Annotated in this window: 11 protein-coding genes (1 of these 11 only partly in view); 5 read left to right on the top strand and 6 right to left on the bottom strand. The window is 43.7% G+C overall.

The window, feature by feature from the left end:
* Positions 1-8: 8 nt before the first annotated feature.
* The 5 genes from CHJ_RS20205 (at position 9) to CHJ_RS20185 (ending at position 5,507) form a co-directional block, all read left to right on the top strand.
* Positions 9-647 (top strand): sugar transferase, encoded by a 639-nt coding sequence (locus CHJ_RS20205; RefSeq protein WP_317918800.1) that lies wholly within the window; start codon positions 9-11, stop codon positions 645-647.
* A 1-nt stretch (position 648) separates the two neighbouring features.
* Positions 649-1,908, top strand: coding sequence for a glycosyltransferase (locus tag CHJ_RS20200; protein ID WP_317918799.1), 1,260 nt, complete (start codon positions 649-651; stop codon positions 1,906-1,908).
* Complete coding sequence (locus CHJ_RS20195) at positions 1,908-4,016, top strand: LruC domain-containing protein (protein ID WP_317918798.1); 2,109 nt, start codon at positions 1,908-1,910, stop codon at positions 4,014-4,016. The genes CHJ_RS20200 and CHJ_RS20195 overlap by 1 nt, the downstream gene beginning before the upstream one ends.
* Before the next feature lie 9 nt (positions 4,017-4,025).
* Positions 4,026-4,460: a hypothetical protein gene (locus CHJ_RS20190; RefSeq protein WP_317918797.1), complete on the top strand. Its 435-nt coding sequence runs from the start codon at positions 4,026-4,028 to the stop codon at positions 4,458-4,460.
* 246 nt (positions 4,461-4,706) lie between these two features.
* A complete protein-coding gene (locus tag CHJ_RS20185) occupies positions 4,707-5,507 on the top strand; it encodes a hypothetical protein (RefSeq protein ID WP_317918796.1) in 801 nt (266 codons plus the stop codon).
* Between the two features lie 120 nt (positions 5,508-5,627).
* On the opposite strand, the gene CHJ_RS20180 is transcribed toward CHJ_RS20185, so the two are convergent.
* The 6 genes from CHJ_RS20180 to CHJ_RS20155 form a co-directional block, all read right to left on the bottom strand.
* On the bottom strand, positions 5,628-7,586 hold the full coding sequence (locus CHJ_RS20180) for an EAL domain-containing protein (RefSeq protein WP_171753951.1): 1,959 nt from the start codon (positions 7,584-7,586) through the stop codon (positions 5,628-5,630).
* The gene (locus CHJ_RS20175; RefSeq protein WP_171753950.1) at positions 7,587-8,030 is read right to left on the bottom strand and encodes a hypothetical protein; all 444 of its coding nucleotides are present in this window, start codon (positions 8,028-8,030) and stop codon (positions 7,587-7,589) included. It abuts the gene before it with no gap.
* Positions 8,023-8,457 carry a hypothetical protein gene (locus CHJ_RS20170; protein WP_171753949.1) on the bottom strand — a complete coding sequence of 145 codons (435 nt, stop codon included), beginning with the start codon at positions 8,455-8,457 and terminating at the stop codon, positions 8,023-8,025. Before CHJ_RS20170 ends, CHJ_RS20175 begins: the two co-directional genes overlap by 8 nt.
* The gene (locus CHJ_RS20165) at positions 8,458-9,702 is read right to left on the bottom strand and encodes an HlyD family efflux transporter periplasmic adaptor subunit (protein ID WP_171753948.1); all 1,245 of its coding nucleotides are present in this window, start codon (positions 9,700-9,702) and stop codon (positions 8,458-8,460) included.
* A gap of 29 nt (positions 9,703-9,731) precedes the next feature.
* Entirely contained in the window at positions 9,732-11,138 is a 1,407-nt protein-coding gene (locus tag CHJ_RS20160; protein WP_317918795.1) for a TolC family protein, read from the bottom strand.
* Between the two features lie 125 nt (positions 11,139-11,263).
* Positions 11,264-20,577: the final stretch of an Ig-like domain-containing protein gene (locus CHJ_RS20155; RefSeq protein ID WP_317918794.1), read on the bottom strand. The gene runs 20,755 nt beyond the window's last position; only the last 9,314 of its 30,069 coding nucleotides appear in the window; its start codon lies off the right edge, out of view — the gene reads right to left on this strand; it ends in the stop codon at positions 11,264-11,266.

Here is a 20,577-nt window from a genome sequence, read left to right as displayed (position 1 = left end):
GTTATGTTATGAATACGCAAAATAGTAGTAAGACGGTGTTTATTGCTAAGAGAGCATTCGATATTGTCGGCGCTTTAACTCTTCTAGTGATTACAGCACCTTTCTTTCCATTCATTGCCTTGTTGATTAAAGGCACGTCGATAGGTCCAGTTATCTATCGACAGCTTAGAATCGGTAAGTACAGCCAGAAAAAAGCGGTACTTTTTGAGATGTTTAAGTTTCGTACCATGTACTGCGATGCAGAAGCGAAATCAGGAGCCGTATGGGCCACCGTTAACGACCCTAGAATTACCCCCATAGGTCTGTTTCTTCGCAAAACCCGACTGGACGAACTTCCTCAGCTAATCAATGTACTGAAGGGAGAGATGTCGCTAATTGGCCCTCGACCAGAACGGCCTGTTCTCTATAAAAAACTCAATGACGCAATCCCATTTTTTGCCGAAAGAACCTATGGCGTTTTACCAGGCATCACCGGCTTAGCTCAAGTTAATCAAGGCTATGATACCTGCCTAGATGACGTGCGAAGAAAAGTGGCCTTTGATCATAGTTACTCACTCTGTATGTGCTCATTTTTACTATGGATAAAAACAGATTTTCAAATTGTTGTAAGAACCATTGTGGTGGTTATCCAAGGAAGAGGACAGTGATATGTCTTATCCATCAACTGCTGAGCCGGCCAATATCCTCTTTGTTCACTACGGTGACAACTGGATTCGTGGTAGCGAAGTTTGCCTAATTAACCTCGTTGACTCAATTGATAGGCAAGCATTTACTCCAATCATCTGGACCAATAATGCCTCACTGCATAAGCGCATTCTTGAATCAGAACAATCCATTTTGTCGTCATTTCGATTCTTGTTCAATGAGCTGACTCCTGACACCACATTTAATGGCTGGATTAAGCAGATAGCGGACGCGGTCAGGATCATCAAAGAATATAAAATCGATTTAATTCATGTCAATAGTGGTGCCCCTTGCCAGTGGATGGTCGTCGCAAGCTATCTCACACATGTTCCTATGGTCACACAACTACACAGCAGTTATAGCTGGAAAGATAAGATAACGCTGGGGCTTTACCACGCGCCATTAGTTATCACCGTTAGTCATGCGATCAGACGCAGCTTACGTCAAGAAGGCGCTAAGTTTAGCAGCCTGAAGGTGATCTCTAATGGTTGTACCCCGCCACAAAGCAGCAACTTAACCCCGATGGATGTTAAGAAGCTTCTAGGTTTATCTAAAGACCATCTTCTTTTGGTTTCAGTCGGCTCACTTATTCACCGCAAAGGCATGGATAAACTAATAAAAGTTATCCATTGCCTTAACGGCAGCAAAAACAGGTATCACCTGTTAATCATCGGCGATGGTGAAGAGAGAGCTGCGTTAGAAAAACTCTGCCAGCAGTTACAACTTGAAAGTCAGATCCATTTCATAGGCGAACAACCTGACGTGTATCGCTGGCTGCAAAATGGGCCGGATATTTTTATCAGTGGTGCTAGAAATGAAGCATTTGGTTTGGCTCTAGCCGAAGCTGCCCTTGCACCATTACCTGTTATCGCCCCTTATCGGGGAGGAATTCCTGAAGTGTTGCAAAATAGGCGTTCAGCGCTGCTATACAGGGACGATTGTGAAAACTCAATCGCGAATGTGGTCATAGAACTTGCCTCCAATCCGCAACTTCAACAACGCCTTGCTACAACGGCAAAACGGCATGTAGAACAGACATTTTCAGTTACAAACAATACTCGCTCATTCGAAAAGCTGTATCGAAATGTGATCCATCATCCTAGTAAGGGAGTGCCAAGCCTAAGCTCACTTTTTTATCCTTTCAGCTATACCTTTTTGGTTAGCGCACTTCGGCTACTAAAACAGAGAGCCCTTGCTACTTTCTCGTTAAAGGAGATAAGCTAATGTATAAGTTACTACTCATCTTTATCATTTTATTGCCAGTACGCTCGCTCGCTAACCCTTTCGATACCTGCCCTAGCAAAGCGTACTTGTTTCAGTCTTCCCCTGTTCAGGTTTACGGTGCCAATCTCGTTACAGGGAACACAACCCTTTTGCAAAGTGACACAGGGCTGGACGCCAATATCAATGGTGTGGGATTTGATTTTGAAAGCCGGTACATTTTTGGTTATGACACAACAAATAGAAGCATTGTTAGGTTAGGCAAAGACTTCCAAGCTGAAACGCTCAACACGACTGGGTTACCAACCGAGCATACTTTTTACGTTGGCGATGTATTCGATCAATATTATTACCTTTATCGTAGCGGCAAAGGGCTATTTAGAATTGATTTACGCCCTTTAACGTCTAACCCCAATGCAGTTCTACAGGTTGTTCAGATCTCTACCAAAGCATCCGTAAGCCTAACAGATTTCGCTTTTAACCCGGTTGATAACAAACTTTATGGTATCGACAACGGTTCAGGATATCTCTATCAGTTTGATACCAACAGCGGCAACAGCACCTTGATTGGAGATACAGGAGAAACGGGCACTTTCGGCGCAGGATACTTTGATGTTAATGGGTATTACTATGTCTCTAGAAATCAGGATGGACAGATTTACCGCGTAGATCTATCCGATGAATCCGCCATATTTGCCGGCGATGTTAAGGCAATTAAGTTCTCTGATGGCCCATATTCTAATCAAAATGATGGTGCTCGCTGTGCAAATGCCCCTGTCATTGACGAAGATTCTAATATTGACTTTGGTGATGCACCGGATAGTTATAACACATCCCTCGCATCTAACGGTCCAAGACACGAACTGGACGGAATTACATGGTTAGGAGAAAACCAACCTGATGGAGAGCAAGATGGGCTCATCTCTCCTCTTAGTGATGACAATATCGGCTTAGATGATGAGTCTGGAGTAACGTTTATATCCTCAGTAGTCGCAGGCTTAGATGTTGCTTTGGATGTACTAGCCTCGACTGAGGGCTATCTCTCCGCATGGATTGACTGGAACCACGATGGTGACTTTGCCGATGAGGGCGAACACGTTATCGTGGATGAATGGTTGAGCCAAGGAAACAACACCTTATTTCTTATTGCTGATGCATCAGCACAGGAAGGCATCACTTGGGCGCGCTTTCGTTTTAGCCAACAACAGAATCTATCTTACTTTGGTGGAGCCCGCTCCGGTGAGGTAGAAGATTATCAGGTGTATGTCACGGCGCCCGGATCAACAATCCGACATTTTCCATCCGAACAACAGTCCGCAACCATCGCCTACGAAGATAACTGGCCGCACAAGGCAGACTACGACATGAACGATGTGGTTATTGGCTATCACATTACTGAAATACTGCATGCTCAAGGCGTTAAAAAAATCCATATCCGAGGGTCGTTACTTGCTTACGGCGCAGATTATCACAATGGGTTTGCCATTCGTCTTTCCGGTTTACCAAGAGAAGCGATAGATACTGTCACAACTCGCCAATATCAAAATGGTCAGCTATTAAATCACAGTGGTTTAGAGTCAGACTCAAATGAAGCTATCTTCATTGTCTCTGAAGATCTCAGTTTAGTTAAGGATAAAAGCTGCCGATACTTCCGAACACGAAACAACTGCAAACAGAACCCATCATTTGTGTTTGAGCTGCATATAAACTTGCAAGATGGCGCAGACAACAGTTCATTATCAGCAATGCCTTATGACCCGTTTATTTTTGCCACACCTCACTTTTATCATGGTGAAGAGTTACCGTTCCAACCGGGCAGAACATGGGAAGTCCATTTAGCGGATCAAGCTCCTACAGAAAAATTTAACCGAGCTCAATTATGGGGATTGGGCATTGACGCCAGTGACGAGTCAACAGATACCTATTTTAAAACGGCCAACAACCTACCATGGGCAATATTAATACCCGGCAGCTGGAAATGGCCTCAAGAGAGAGTTGACCTTGTAACCAGCTACCCACAATTTGAGGCATTTGCAGAAAGCGCAGGTCAACGATCTAAAGAGTGGTATCGTGCGACAAATGCCAACCAACTCACTACATATAATCCATAGGAGCTAACAATGAAATCACTAATTGTAATGACTTTTTTATCTCTGATAGTGGCTTGTAAAGGTGGTGGTGATTCAGGCAGTTCTTCAGGTCCCGGAACAACCACAGTTACCACAACGAGTTCAGCAACAATGGACCAACTGGTTATTCCCGATGGCTTCAACTTCAGTACTTTAGAAACACTCACTCTAACCGTGGATTTGGGGCAATTTGCCAATGAACGAAGCTTTGTGTCCCTTTATTCCGATTACAAAGATATTCCACTGCAACCTATTTATAGTAGTAAGCTAATGACGACGGAGCTCACTGATGGAAAAGCGACTCTCAGCTTTACTCTGAGCAATGCGCAACTGCCTATCATTGCAGAAGTTCGTGGACTGAGCTCCAATAGTCAATCTCAAACAGTATTGGAGTTTAGCTCGAACAGTGAAGTTTGGATGGAATAACCTTGACCATTGGCTCCACCCGTTGGAGCCAATAAAAGCCGGCAAAACAAGTTCTTTGAGGCCGCTGGGGATGATTACAGCAGATAAAATACACACTACTGATGCCCCAGCTGGCCGTTTTGTGATAACGGCAAATACACATTTTTGTTAGACCAGTTACTATGCTCTATGAAACTAAACTCATTTTCAAATGCAACCTAACTGCATGGCTCACACATTAATCTGCTGTTTATTAAGGCAATAATAATGAAACTATCATTAGTTTATAAGTACATCATCCCCTCTGTATTTTCTGTTTTACTAATGGCGAACAGCAGCACCAGCTATGCTGACGACTACCAAGGGGGCAACTATCCTCGCTTCGCTTATGCGCAACTATTTTCGAATGGAGAAAGCGTCAGCGAGAAGCCCAATGTCTTATTAACTGCCATTGAGAACGGCGACGCTATCCCATTACACAACTTACAAGATGTAAAAAGCAGCAAGAGTTATCTATTTCCCAACCATTATTTTCTCTCTTCATACAATGCGGATAAGTTAGCTTCACAAACATTTGTTGATGTCATGTCTAAGGTTGTGGGTGAATTTGCCTGCGCGGAGTACCGCTTTAGGAAGGGGTTAGCCGAAAAAAGAGAGTGTAAAGGTTATGTTGCAGATGAAGATGTCAGTGAAAGCATGCCGTTTGTGTCGGGGCAATATACAACCTCACCCTTAGAGGTAAATGCCGATGATAGACGAAACAGAGTGAGCTTTTACGCCTACCTGCCAAGTGCAGAAGAGAAAAGCCTTGAATCTGCTTTCGGTAGCGTACATGAGTTAGGCACCTTCTTTGGTCGCTTCGCTCATCGTCGCAGCTTAATACTCAGCATCAGTCTACAGGCCTACTGGTTAGACTCTGACAACATGAGAAAAGATAAAATCAACCAAGATACAGTCAGTTATTTTGTGGTACTGCCTAGAGCCGTGGATATAGCGGCACAACCGGATGAATCGTCAGCGGCACAATTCGCCATAAAACAGGCAAAACTGCTGATACTTGAACAGTGAGTTTAAACTAACTGTCACCCAGATACACAAAGAGCCAGTTACTACATTAGTCATAAAAAAAAATGGGCATCACGCCCATTTTTTTAGTCACTCATCAATCCGATTGTTTCGAAGACAGCATTACTCAATAATGGCATCTTCTATGTCACCATCTGGTGATGATACAGAGTCGTCTTTGATTTCAAGTCTGTTTTCAAACGCATCCACTTCTAGAGGTTTTTCAAAGTACCAACCTTGGAACAAGTTGCACCCTTCTGCTTTCAATAACTCAAACTGCTCTTCTGTTTCCACCCCATCGGCAGAGACGGTAATACCCAACTGCTGTGCCAGCGACATAACTGAACGTACAACAGCAATGCCCGACTGATTACTACCTGCAAGGCTATTAACAATTGAACGCGCCAGTTTTAAACGATCTGGTTGGAACTCACTAAGCTGAGATATGTTGGTGTAGCCTGTACCAAAGTTATCAATATAAAGTTTCATGCCCATATTATGAAGCTGACGAATCTTATCTTTGGCTTGCGCATCATTTTTCATGATTGCGTCTTCAGTCACTTCAAAGGCGATAGAACCCGGCATTACGTTGTACTGCTTGGCTATCTTCTCTACTTCTGTAATAAAGTTCGGTGCTAACAATAATTCACTCGAAGCATTAATAGATACCGTTGACTCTTCTTGCCACATACCTTTCTGTTGCCAGATAGAAACTTGCTGGATGGTATTACGCATGACCCAGAACTCTAACTGAACAGCAACCCCTTCACCTTGAGCGATCTTAAACAGTTTATCAGTAGGTATCAGTCCTCTTACGGGTTCCACCCAACGAATGTAAGACTCAGCACCAATGACACTCTGAGCGTGATCAAATTGAGGCTGGAATACCAAACTGAAGGCGTTATCTCTTAATGCAGCCTGTAGTGACTCTTCCAATGGAATCGCAGTAGAGATACGTATGTCATGCAAGATGTCCGACACATCTTGCAGCTGAGTATTGGTACTGCTTAACGCTTGATTGAATGAACTGTTAGTATTGCTTAACGCTTCATTAAACGAGGCACTGTTGCTGCTAAGAGCTTGATTAAACGAATCATTGGTATTTTGTAAGAACTCATTAAAAGAAGCATGTACTCGTTCAAATACTTCACCATTTTGGTTAAGTGTTCGATTGGTACCTTCTGCTGTCTGCTCAATGGTATAACCCATTCGGTCAATTTCTGACGCCATGTTGGTAATCGCATTCACCATGGCATGCGTTTGCTGCTGCATATAGTGAGTGTAATCATTCAGAGAAGCTTCCAACTTCTGATGCACGTTTGCCTGCTCAGTATAAATCTGCTCAATTTGCTGCGACTGTTTCATAGCCAAACGGTTATTTTCAGCCAAGTTATCACTAAATGACTGCACCACAGTTGAGCCGGAGTTGTTCTCAAGCAGGGTAAACAGATCCGTCCACACCTTATCTTTGCTATTAATAAGCTCAATGGTGTTGTCTATGGAGTTCTGCATCTGCTTAAAGTTTTCATTGATAACCTGTTGCTGACCTTCAGACAAGCCATTAATAGCATTCTTTTCCTCTTCATCATTGCTGTTTTCACCGTGCACCAACTCTTTCTCAAAAAAGTTGTTGAGATAGTTAGATGCTAACAACACACTAACTGAACAGCTCACACCCAAAATGGAGGTTAAAAAAGCAAAAGACATAGAATCAAGAGCCACGCCGATAGAACCAAGCAGCGCTTCCATCTTCTCAGAAAAGTCTCCCTCAGCTCCCATACCAGCAGCAATACCAGAAATCATCTGCGATAAACCGATAAAGGTACCGATAAGACCAAAAGAAACCGCTAAAGATGAGGCTAGCGTTACCTGACTTCTAAAGTGAGCAAGATGCACTGCATCCTTGTACTTTTTAATGAAACTATAGGCAAAAATAGCAAGGGGATAGAAATACGTTAAAGTGATTAACACCGTTATTTCTGGTGAAAGAGCGAAACACTGCTGTACAAGAAGCCTTGCAGGCTCAACGGTGTAAGTTAATACCGGAATCGCAATATAGAGAATTAAGCCAAAGATATACATTTAGTCTATCTCCCATTGCACTTTAGATAATACATTTGTTGTTGGTTGCATAGAGGTTTCAACCTTTATATGTGGTGGTAATTGTAAATACTTTAAAAGTCTTATTAAATTTACGGTGCTCTTCTTGATGTCATCACGACTGTAAATTGTAATTTTGATTTTCTTTGCGTCGAGCAACTGGCTCTTGATCTTATCTATGAAACTCTGTTCCAGTTTAAAATTCACCAGATACTCAAATTGATGTTCATCCAGATTAGATCGCATGACGTCATGGTAAACAATGGGGTTGTACTTGTTTTCCTGAAAGTCGTTAAGTGATGTCTGTTTCGCTGCCGAATTGAGAGAAGTGGCGGTTTGCAGCATAAAAAATATACTCACCAAAACCATCATAATCAGCGCGGACGATAGCGCATCCACAAAAGGGGCTAAAGTATCGTCATTCATTATTCTCTCCCTCTTTCTCGGCAAATATATGTATATCGATATAGCAGCTGTTCATTTTATCCTGCTGAGAAACAACCTTGATGTTATCCACTGGATAACTGCCTGCAAAAAACTGATTGGTGGCGATATAGTTAAAGGTCGCGATACGTGTCATCTCATACTCATTGGTATTAAAACCATAATTACACCCAGTCTGATACGACTTAATGCGATCACTGATACTCATATCCCCAACGGTTAATACCAAATCGGTAAGCAACTCACGGGTAACATACGGCGTTTGCATGTTGTAGCGATACGTTAGCTCATCGATTTTGACCAGGCCTGTTGTCGGTATTATCGACTGAACAAAGCCGATTAGACTGGCGATAACCACCAGAATAATAACCGCTAAAGAGGCTGATATTGCCGCGACAAATCCAATCACTTACCACACCTCAAACTTTATATCGTTGGGCAACACACTCAAGATAAACTCAAGTACACTGACTTGGTCATTGACCACAAATACTTGTACGTCCATTCCCAGCTCCAATGACAGTTGCAAAAACTCTTCATCTGGCTGAATGGTGACACGATAATATCGCTCACCTGTTCTTCCCTGATCTTCATAGCTAATAGAATCAGAACTAAGGTCCGTTATGGTGCCATTAAAAATTTCATTAAAACCGGGGGTATTGATTTTTAAGCGTACCTTTCTACCAATGCTCAGAAAGTGTCGATAACGAGACTCAAACTTAGCTTCCACTTGCTGAGAGGTGCCCTTTTTCTTGAGCACAAACAGTGGCGAGGCTTCTTGAATAAAGGTATCGGTGGATAGCCCCTCAGTTAGCTCTAAAATACTGCCATCAATAGGCGAGCGAATAACCGATTTTAATTGCTTCTCTTCTAATAATTTTTTTGTATATTTTGCTTGAGTGATCAAAGGCTTTATTTTGTCTATCTGTTCTTCTAGTGATAATAAGCGCTCAGAGCGACGCATTTGGAATATCATCAATTTATCATTAAGCTTTTTCTTCGCATCAATAGACGATATTTGAAAATTGATCACTTCAGTTTTAACGTTAGAAAGTTCAGTTTCAACATCATAAAAACTGACGGTTGCCCCTTTACCTCTTCGCAATGCTGTTTTCTTTTTGGTTAAAATATTCTCTTTATTAAGTAGCTCACGCTCTTTTCTATACCGCTCTTTCTCTACATTAAGAATGTACTGCTGCTCTTGCAGATAATCCTCATAGAAACTGAGTATATATAACCCACCAGCATTGGCTAATGGCTGATGATCGACACAATCTTCAGCCAGTTTTTCCTTCGTCACAGAAGCAAATTGAGGACCGGTTAAAAAGCAGCGTTCATTGTGATAAATAGAGAGCAATTTTTCATTCAAATCGAGCTCTTCTCCGGTCTGTTTTAAACGGTATTCATCTTCTAAATTTCGATATTTTAATAAAGGGTCGCCTTTATTAACTTCATCACCCTGCGCGACCATCAGTTGTACAATATAACTGCTCGTTGGTGCTTTTACTGAAACATTACTCTGTTTAATTCCAGTTAAACCTGTTCCAGGCGCAACGACTTCAATCTGCTTTAAAAGAAGAATATAAATAACAATACAAATCGCTAGCCCTAGGACTATTAATTTATTTCTGTTCTTAGCTATATTCTTCAACATTTATACATTCACTCAACTAAATTAAACACTCAAAGTATTTTCTCTGACGTTAAAGTTCCTATTTCATATAGGGTATCAAATAAATTCAAATCAATGTCCAGCAAGGTTTGATTCGCTTTATTTAACTTTGCAATACTCTCTACAATATCTTTATAAGTAACTTGATCGGTATATATTTCTTCTTTCTGATTCTCAATCAACTCAGCTAATATCTCTACCTGCTCAGCTGTTTTTTCTCTTTTTATTTTTTGCTGATTATAATTAGTTAAGCTCGTTTTAAATGCATCCATTGACTGCTTATACTGCTTATCAAATCGTAGTCGTTCAGCTTGATAGAGTTTAAACGCAGAATCTTGATCAGATTGAATATCATTATTAAACAGGTCAATCTCAACATTTAACTGTACATAAGATTTATCGGTATCACCAAAGTCATTTCCACCCACATCACCCGTGGTTACAAAATGATTCTCTGAACTGATCTCAACCACCAAGCGTTCACGGGTAGACTGCGCAGAATATAGCGACGATTTCATGTTCTTCTGCGTACGTTGTAACTCGGCATTAGTTGCAATCAACTCTTCAGGGCTAATCTGATTGATCTCTTTTGCTAACAACGGCTTAAGACGTTCATAATCAATGCCGATTCGCTGATCTGCCCCCTCTTCATCGAGACCAAGTTCAACTCCGGTCTCTTCACTTAGCTGCTTAAAATACTGTTCAATATTTGACACAACCGAGTAGACTGAATCATCAAATTCCGCCACAGAAAGCTTTGCTTCCATCGCGTCGGTTTGAGTAGACACCCCTTCATTAGTCGAGTTGACCTGCTTTAAGTAATAGGTTTCTATCTCTTTGCGATACCCTTCCGCGACCTGTTCATACTTTCTGGTTAATTCTATTTTTGTTAAGTATTTAAGCACGGTGTAATAAACAGATATTTCTTGTGCTTTTAAACTAATATTACCGGCTTCTAAGGTTTCTTTACTGGCAGCGATTTTATCTCCTACTGCACTACCATATATTTTGGAATCTAGCTTAAATATGAAATCTTGAGTTTCATCAACACTTGGGTAAGGCGTTCCATAATATTTGGTCGTTTCAGAATTCAATGTCGCTTTCGGATAAAAGTAATTCTCTTCTTTTTCTTTCAGAATAACTTTTGAATCGACTTCTTTACTTAGTGCGAGATACTCTTTTGACGAGTCAAGAGCCAGTTCAAATACGTCATCAAACTTAAGTAAATAATCTTGCTTATTTACTGCAACATTTTGTGCAAAATCAGTATCAGAAGGAGATTGAACATCTGTACTAATTATCTGTTCAGAGCTATATCCAATCCCACTACAAAATAGACCACATAAGACAAACATCAATTTACAAATCTTGCTGTTATCTACAGCAATGCAACTGATTGTCCTGTTATTATTTTTCATCTGTTTTTACATACCTTAAACAAATAACTTCTTAATATTTATAAATATTGCAAATATGCGCGCATAGTAAATTAGCTCAATACTTAAAGCAATAAATTACTCTAAGCATGAGCTTATTCTAACCTTTAGATATCATTTTCCACTTGTGTTTCATTACCCGCTAAATCGGTGATGGTAATCACAATATCATGACTCGCATCATTGTGAGTGACACCATGACCGGACGTGTCCACCGTAGCCTGATCACCACTAAACGAAACTGGCAGATCGGTACTTCCATCTAAAAGCGCACTAATATTGCTGCTATTCATTTCAACACCACTTGCCGAATCCGTCACATCAAAACTTAAAGACGATACAGCGCCACTATCGGCATTACCATCATCGCTATAAGTAAGCGCGTTATATTCCGGCGGCGTTGTGTCTACTCTCAATGAACCTGTTGTGGCATTTTCTAATGTGTTGCCACCGTTATCCGTAATTGAGATTGAGTAACTGTGGCTACCATCACTAAGAGGGGTTCCCGGAGTAATACTCCAGCTGCCATCTGTCGTTGATGCCGTCGCTTGATACTCATCGCTACCAATGGTTAACGTCACTGTGGCACCATTTTCTGTTGTTCCTTCAAAGCTTGGCTGATTGTCATTAGTCCACGTACCATCTGACACATCAGTCTTACTTCCACCAGCCACATCATCATTCACTTCAAAGTTGGTTAACGTCGGCGCTTGAGTATCAACATTCAGCAGAATGTCTAAGTTATCTATACTATTCCCTGCGGTATCAGTCGCTTTAATGCCGATGTTTGTTTCTACGCCATCACCCGTTAGCCCTAATGCCGCAGCGTCAATGCTCCAATCAGCAGCCGAAGCAACATTTAGTGTCTTATCAACACTGCCATCATTATCAATATCAAAATGCAGAGTAATGGCTTCATTACTATGACCTGAGATGGTATTGGTTTCGGTTTCAACTGAAACCAGTGGTGCAGTCGTATCAATAACTAAGGTGTTACCCGCATTAACGCCGGCAAGTTCCGTGGTTGTTGCTCGACCAGAGCTGTCCACTTGACGAACTTCAAGCTTGGATATCGTACCGTTGGCCTCAGACAACATAAATTGAGCTGACGCGACTGTATTAGAGTTGTTGGTTCCACCCGTGATCCAACTGCCATCATTGATACGGTACGACCAAGTCGCGCCTTCCTCAATATTGCCAATATTTACCTGACCATCAGAGGTCACGCCATCTACACCGCTATTATTAAGGGCAACCGTAAGTGCATCAGGATTGGTTGCATCGTAAATAACTGTTTTACCCGCTACGCTGGTATTGCCTGCGCTATCGGTCACTGCAACCTGAATATTGTTTGCGCCTTCACTCAGCTCACCACTGATCAACTGTGAAGGACCTGTCCAAATCGCTGAGCTGCTCCATGTCGCGCCATTATCCAGTGAGTATCTCCAACTTGCTCCAACTTCCACACCAGAGATGGTGAAGGCATCCGTATCTGTTATGCCGCTAGCTCCTGACTGTGTGTAATCAATGGTAGCAAGATCAGGAGACTCCGTATCCAGAGTCACTGTCACTGATGAAGGCGTTAATGAACGGCTACCCGCTTCATTGGTTTGCGTTGCACTAATGACGTAATCCCCATCAGAGCTCGGTAAATCAATTCTGGCGATACCATTGGTAACAACCGCCGTTTGCTCAGTACCACCATTAATGGTGTAGCTCCACTCCGTCTCGGTGATACCGCTAATAGTGACCGTAGTATCATTAGTTTGGCCACTCTCTCCAGTCTGGTTGTATGAGATAAATGGAGAGTCAGGTTTACTGCTATCAACCGTCAGTTCGCCAGCAGTTACCACGGTATTGGCAATATCAGCCGTTGATTGGACCGAATTCATTTGGCGAACCTGAACGCTATCTGCCGCCGAATAGTCACCATCGGCTAAGGTAAATGTCGCCGTTCCTGCAACCGCAGTGCTACCTGTTAGCCAAGAGACACCACCATCTACTGAATACTGCCAACTTGCACCATCAGCGATGTTATTTACCGTCACTAGATTCGCTGAAGTCGTCGAGCCACTACCCGTGATTGCAGGTAGAGTCATCGATAACTGATTCAGTGCTCCTTGTACATCAATATCGCTGCCTGATGAAGTGATGCTAATGTTACCTGCCGCGTCAGTCTGCTCAACTTGAATTTGGCCAGCGCTATACTGACCAAGGGCGCTAATATCAAAGCTTGCAGTACCGGAAGCAGACGCTGTTCCTCCAGCAGTCCAACTCGCTCCACCGTCTACTGAATAGCGCCAGCTTGCACCTTGTTCCAAACCAGACAGCAGAATGGTGTTATCGGTGGTGATATTGTCACCGGTAATCCCTGTATCCGTAATGGAAATACTGGCTTGATCGGGTGCCGCAGTATCAATGGTAAATACCGTTGATTTGGCCGCGTCACTGCGATTATTCGCGTCATCAATTTGAATCACTTGAACCTGTTGTGAAGAGTAATCACCATCGGTCAGTTCAAAGGTTTTACTTGCCGAGCCCACAAACCACGTTGTGCCACCGTCTACCGAATACATCCAGTTATTGCTGCCAATACCCGAAACGGTCACGGTTGCGTCATTGCCCGTCGGCCAAGTCACTGTTGGCAGAGTTAATGGCGAGCTAATTGTAATCGCTTGCAGTGTTGAGACGGCTTCATTACCGGCTGCGTCAATCTGCTTAACATCAACGTCACCCGCAAACCCTTGCGGCAGTTCAAAGCGATCACCTGATCCCTGTGTCCAAACTTTATCTAATGCATTGCTATCTTTACCGTCATTTGACCAGTACCAAGTCGCCGCTGGTTCAATACCAGAGACAATGACAGTACCGTCTGAGGTTTCATTGTCTCCTGTTGTGCCGGTATCATTTTCTAGTGTGATAATCGCTGCGTTTGGATTTATCGTATCGACCGTGACACTACCCGTTCCGGCGGAAACGGCGCTCCCCACACCAGCGGAGTCCACTTCTCTTACCTGAATATTGGCAAGGTTGTAACTATCATCTGCCAGCGTAAATGTGTTGCCGCTGCCCTGAATCCAAGTGACGCCATCAGTGGTGTACTGCCAGTTTGCACCGCCAGTTAACCCTGTTACCGTAACGCTGTTATCATTGATAAAACCACTAGTTACATCAGCCATATCTATCGCCAGACTGTCAGATAGATCCGCTAACACCTGAATATCCGTTAACTGGGCAACGCCACTAACTTGACCATTCCAGTCTGTTTGACGAACGTGAATTGAACCATCAAATCCATCCGCCAACTGCAAGGTATTACCAGACACCGTCACTTCACTGCTGTTACTACTTAACCAGTTCGTGCCATCTAACGAGTATTGCCACGTTGCGCTAGCTTCAATGCCCACCACTTCCAGTACACCATTATGGGTAATATTGTCACCAGCTGTGCCTGTATCTTCTGTCCACTGCAAACTTGGTACTGCAGGCGCTTGAGTCTCTATCACTATCTGCTGTGACTTCACCTCACTGATATTACCCACATTATCGATTTGGCGTATTTGCAACTCATAGCGACCATCGGCAAGCGTAACTTGCTGGTTATCACCTCCGGTAATCCAGCTAGTCCCGCCATCTAATGAGTATTGCCAGCTTGAGGCATTGTCGTTGTCAGACGCATTGCCTTTGGCTATCTCTATATCAATGGTGTTGATCTTAGAGGTCATCACGCCGGCATCTGTGGTAACAACGCCTGCCGGAGCACTCTCTTCCCCGCTGAAACTAAAGTCTGGTGCTGCAAGTGCCTCAGTATCGAGATAGATGGTGTCACTCATATCAACCTTGCCAGATACGTTACCCGCATCATCTCTTGCTTGTACGGAGATAGTATTCTCAGCATTCGCGGTTAACTGACCGTTTGCGAAGGTGTACGACCACTCGCCACTATCTGCAACCACTATATTGCTGGCAACAAGCGTACTACCAACCCATAGCGATAGAGTGCTTCCTGCATCGGCACTGCCTTTCACCGTCGCGGTAGCAATATTGGTACGGTAATCACTGCTCTCATTCTCGATGCCAACCCCTGCGGTAGAATCCGAGTCAGTCGCTAAATCTACCGTAGGTTCAGAGATAAATTTGTCGTAATCGATGTTGGTGACATACTCGGTTGTCGTGTTGCCATAAGCATCTGTTACTTGTAACTCAATACGGTACTCACCAGAGGTATCCCCAAGAGAACTAAAGGTGATGGTTTGATTGCCATCGGCCTGATTCAGTATCTCAGTATGAGAGTCAATTGCCGTTGAACTGCCCGCTTTATAAAGCTTGGCAACAACAGTGATGTCACTGCTGCTCTGAGTAGAGAGCTGCAAGTCAAACTCGGCATCATTGGTGTGATACGCGCCACTTGACGAGTCCTTAGCAATAACGTCGCCGTTATCTTTCACCAGTTGATAGCTTAAATCGTCATCATTAATCGCCGTCTTGACGGTAAAGTTTTCATCCACTAGTTGAGTCTGGTTACCCGCCTGATCTTGCGTCACCAAGCTGTAGCTGTGTATGGAATCAGACAGATTATTTACGGTTAACGACCAAGCCCCCGTAGTTTCGTTGAAGCTAACCCCCGTTGAAACTGATGAGGCATCATCAGAGCGCAGCACATAGCTCTGGCCGTCTACGGTTAATATCACCTTGTTCTGGTTGGCAACATCGCTGAGGTTAACAACACCTTCGAAGGTATAGCTGTTTTCTGCGACCACACCGTCAGGGTTATTATCAGGACGAGTGGTTAACAAATTACTGCTATCAATACTATCCGGAGCCGTTTTATCCACGACAAAGGTGTTGTTCGTCGGTGTGAGCTCTGCGGTATTTCCTGCAGCATCGGTACTGATGACCTTAAACGAATAACTACCTTCCGCTAACGAGTTGTCTTTAAAGGTAAACTCTCCATCGGCTCTCACAGTAGCGTCTTTCAATACGGTTGCGCCACCTTGCAGCGTTAACTCAACCTGTACTGTTGCACCCGCTTCCACCTGCCCAGTAATGATATGATTTTGTAGCGCAGAATCATTGAAGTACTCTTCACCATCTTCAGCTTTGCCACCAATGGATAAGTTGCTAATGCTTGTCTCGGTATCTTTAACTAATTGAACCGAGTTAATACGACCACCCGCTTCGATGATAAATTGATACTCGCCACCTTCTACAAGGTTTAGTCCCTGAATATTAATGGCATCAAGATGCCATTCGCCGGTTTCTGCATCCGCTGTACCATTGTATTCCGTGCTACCCGCGATCTTGGTGCCACTCATATCCGCTAAGTAAACGGTGTAGCTCTCACCTAATAACGCTTTACCACTAAGAGAAATAGTCTTACTGGCGTCTTCCTCAATATGGTTATTAACCACCAAATGTCCTGCAAATTGACCCGTGGTAATCTCGGTTAGTCCCGACGCATCAATGGTAACTTCAACCGGACTAATGGTAACCGAACCGGCTGGATCCAGCGTAGTGACATTACCGGCAGAATCCGTTGCTCGGATTTTATACTCGTAAGGAGTATCTGATGCTTCTAACGTCTTGCCGTAGTCATAATAGAAATGGCCATCATTACCTACCGATGTCACGCTATGCCATTGACCAGCCAGATAGATCTCAACTTGTGAGTTGAGGTTAAGAGCATCGAGGTCTCCGGCAATACGAACCTGATTATGGAAGGTGCTACTATCAACCCCTTCCGTAGTCATGCCATCTGCTATCACACTGCCCTCTTCTGACAGCGCAGACACCGCAATATTAGAGATTACTGGCTTGTCCGCATCGATGCTGAACTCACCTGATGTTGAGGCAGTAAAGGAGTCTCTACCCGAACCATCTGTCGCAGAAACAGTATAATCATAACTTCCACTAGCCAATTGTGATGGTGTATATCGCCACACACCATTCGCATCAGACGTGATACCAGAGCTGGTTATCTTGCTTCCATCGGGTTGGGTGATCTCAATGGTTACCGATACGTTAGCATCTGTGACACCGGTTAGCTCTGGGGTCGTATCGTGGGTTAACGTGTCGTCCTTGCTGCCACCGTTTGATGTCGCAGCTAACTCTGCCGTCAGTTCCATCTGCTCATCAACAATCAGCGTTTTACTTAGGGTAGTTTTATTACCGTGACTGTCGGTTGCCGTTAACACTAATTGATGGGTACCAGCTTCTAAGTTAAGAGTCGAAAGATCATAGCGGTAGCTACCACTATTAATATCAACATCCATTGAGCCGCCACCATCAACCGTCAGTGTTAGGGTGGATAAGTTATTCTGCTCATCGCTTAACTGTCCAGAGATCAATAACTCACCTTGAGCACCGCGAATTAACCACTCTTCACTCTGATTAAGATCGTGCGCATCGCCGACGACTCCTGCTTCTAAAACAAGCGAGTTATCGGTAAATATAGGGTTGGTATTATCATAATCTACCTGATGACCTTCTCTCGCACTCTCGTTTCCTGCTCGATCCGTGGCGGTAAAGTTGTAGGTAAACTCACCCAGTGGGACATCGCTGGTATTCGCATCTATGCTCAATCTCCAGTTTCCATCAGAGCCAACATTTGCGGTTAGCGTTTTTGCATCATCTATGTTGCCTGTAGATGTAAAGTACAGCGTTACCGTTGAGTTGGCTTCCGCTTTACCTGTAAACGTCATCTCGTTAAGGTCTGGAGCAGCAGAGTATGAATCCAGATCAACGCCATTCACTTTAATATCCGATGGAGCAGCAGGCGCTTCTGTATCTACGTGCACATATTGGGTGATGGTTTTAGATATACCTTTTGAATCAACCGCTTTGATCGTGTACGAGTAATCACCCTGAGCTAGGTCTCTAAACTCTAGTGACCAGCTCTTCGAACCATTAGATGCAGTTCCAAGGGCAAATTCATAATCATCAGAACTGACGCCGTTTACCGTTACCGTGATGTCATCAAACTCAACATCGTCCTCTACCACACCATTAGCAGTAAAATTAGATCCTTGGGTGTAATACTGACCACTGACCATATTCCCTTGAGATATATTGTCATAATTAGAGAGCGCCAGTTGCAGTTGGTCGATAGTAAAGATATCCAGATTGTCGCTGTCGTTTTGAGTCGACTTGCGCGTTCCTTCCATATCATTACCCGCGGCATCTACCAGCCAGACGTCATAACCAAATTTCACAGGGTCATTGGAGTTGCTATTTAGATTTAACTGAGCGGTCCATGTTCCGGCGGTATCACCACTTACCGAAGCGGTAGATTCACTGCTGATGCCTCCCGCTTTAATTGAACCGTCCGCGTTTAGCTCGTAAGCCAAGACATGAACTTGAGAGCCCGCACCAATTTCAGTACTCGCTTCTCCACTGATATAAACGGTATTACCGCCTATCGTGTTGTCTCTGTTGCCTTCATCATTCTCTTCAGCCGTCACGCCGCCAATGGTATTAGCCAGCGGAACGATGTTCGTTAAGTCTCCGGAATCTGGGTTATCAGTATCGATATTGATTGCGGCAATGGTTCTTTGTGTCTGGTTACCCAACAAGTCGGTTGCGGTAATTCGTGCAGAATAGACACCGTGCGCCAATGCATCTTGCACCTGTGCTTGCCAGTTACCATCACTCGCCACAACGGTTTCAGTTGTGGTCACGACATTTTGCTCAGAATCTAGGATTGCGATATGGATTGTCGCACCAGCTTCCCCTTTACCATCAAAATATGGCGTAGTATCAAAGGTTACTTTATCGCTGTTGCTACTACCGGTATCACTTCGCGCAGATAGACGATAATCCGTCAGGGTCGTCTCGGTATCTAATGCAAAGTACTTAGTATCAACAAGTTGCCCGTCAACCGTTGGGTTCTTCACCACAATATTCGTGGTTTCAGCGCCATTACCTGCAATATCTGTTGCGGTCACTTGATATTTGTATTCTGCTTTACCCTTGTTATCCACTTGCAGCAACGGAATATTCAATGTCCAGATACCAACACCATTTTCATCATACGGTTCTGATACGCTGGCGGTGTAGTCAGTAGAGACGTTGGTTGCAAGGTTAGTGATGGTAACCGTAACAATCGCGTCTTTATCGGCTTCACCGCTAAACACTGGACTGGCGTCACCAAGAATAGGTGCGGTGTAACTGTTATCACCATCGGTGATCTGGGTTGTGGCGATTGAATCATTGTCAACCAATGACTTATCAATCCAGCTGTCATCTTCTACAGACTTGTCGACATCCAATATCGCCGTCAGCTTCGCCGGACCTTTGGTGTCTATCACCACCTCAGCATTGGCGACTGAAGCGTTTCCAGCTACATCTTCTACCTTAACTGTATAGTTGTATGTTCCATCGAGTAGGCCATCACCCACTTCATTACCCAAGTCAATTTTCCACTGACCCGAGTTATCCGCAGATGTGGTGTAACTACCAGCGCCATCAATTTCGATGGTAATGGATGAGTTAGCTTCCGCTGACCCAGTAAAGACAGGTTTAGGGTTATTGGTTATATTGTCGGTTAATTCACCGGAGTTAACCTCACCATCGATATGATCTAAGAAATCTTCGCTGACTCCTAGGTCGTTTTTGGCTGCATCTGGTGCCGTAGAATCACGCTCAAATGTCAGAGGATCACTCTCACTTACGTTTCCGGCCAGATCGGTCAATATTACTTTATAGCTATATTTTCCATCGGCTAGTGCCGGCAGTTGCACCGACCAGTCAACGCCATCTATCACACCTGTATAGCTAACATCACCGGTGAGATCGCTGTTGTCTTTTGATAACAACTGAACTTGCACACTGGCGATTAAGCCGTTATCCGTCGCGGCAATAGTGCCTTCCAATGTTGGCGTTGCCGATTTAGTAATATTGTCATTTCGTGCCGCGGTAGCTTGCTCTTCAGTTTCATACACAGTTGCAGCACTGTCGGTATCAAAGGTCAAACCATTAAACTGATCAAACTCTGGGCCAGTTTTATCAACTATGAAGCCATAGTTCGTTTCTGCCGCACTGTTACTAAGCTCTTTGGTTACATTATTAATGGTGACGGTTTCTACCGTACCATCATTGCTGATGGTTTTGGTTACGCCCAACGCATTGGTGGATGAGATGCTATAAGTGTATTCAGTACCATCGTTAAGCACACTATCGTCTGCAATGGTATAACTCCAAGTACCGCCACTAACCGTGGCTGTACCGACAACCAGTGCCGTATCACTGCCTTTCTGATAGACACTAATTGTGACCTCAGATCCGTTTTCACCGTTACCTGCGAAAGAGAGACTGGTGTTGTCTGGGTTGGTGTAGTTCGCGCTATCATCCACACCAGAGTCTGACGGAGTTGTCATAACACCCGTTAAGCTGTTGTCTGTCTCTATGGTGAATGTTTTTTCTG

Origin of the sequence: Vibrio sp. MACH09 (assembly GCF_033238805.1) — a bacterium.
Lineage (GTDB): Bacteria > Pseudomonadota > Gammaproteobacteria > Enterobacterales > Vibrionaceae > Vibrio.
The sequence above is the reverse complement of the archived record's forward strand: the minus strand, read 5'-3'. Positions and strand labels throughout refer to the sequence as shown.

Excerpts from the sequence above, each read along its gene's own strand:
- CHJ_RS20205 (WP_317918800.1), top strand. The coding sequence starts at position 9 with ATGAATACGCAAAATAGTAGTAAGACGGTGTTTATTGCTAAGAGAGCA.
- CHJ_RS20200 (WP_317918799.1), top strand. The coding sequence starts at position 649 with ATGTCTTATCCATCAACTGCTGAGCCGGCCAATATCCTCTTTGTTCAC.
- CHJ_RS20195 (WP_317918798.1), top strand. The coding sequence starts at position 1,908 with ATGTATAAGTTACTACTCATCTTTATCATTTTATTGCCAGTACGCTCG.
- CHJ_RS20190 (WP_317918797.1), top strand. The coding sequence starts at position 4,026 with ATGAAATCACTAATTGTAATGACTTTTTTATCTCTGATAGTGGCTTGT.
- CHJ_RS20185 (WP_317918796.1), top strand. The coding sequence starts at position 4,707 with ATGAAACTATCATTAGTTTATAAGTACATCATCCCCTCTGTATTTTCT.
- CHJ_RS20180 (WP_171753951.1), bottom strand. The coding sequence starts at position 7,586 with ATGTATATCTTTGGCTTAATTCTCTATATTGCGATTCCGGTATTAACT.
- CHJ_RS20175 (WP_171753950.1), bottom strand. The coding sequence starts at position 8,030 with ATGAATGACGATACTTTAGCCCCTTTTGTGGATGCGCTATCGTCCGCG.
- CHJ_RS20165 (WP_171753948.1), bottom strand. The coding sequence starts at position 9,702 with ATGTTGAAGAATATAGCTAAGAACAGAAATAAATTAATAGTCCTAGGG.
- CHJ_RS20160 (WP_317918795.1), bottom strand. The coding sequence starts at position 11,138 with ATGAAAAATAATAACAGGACAATCAGTTGCATTGCTGTAGATAACAGC.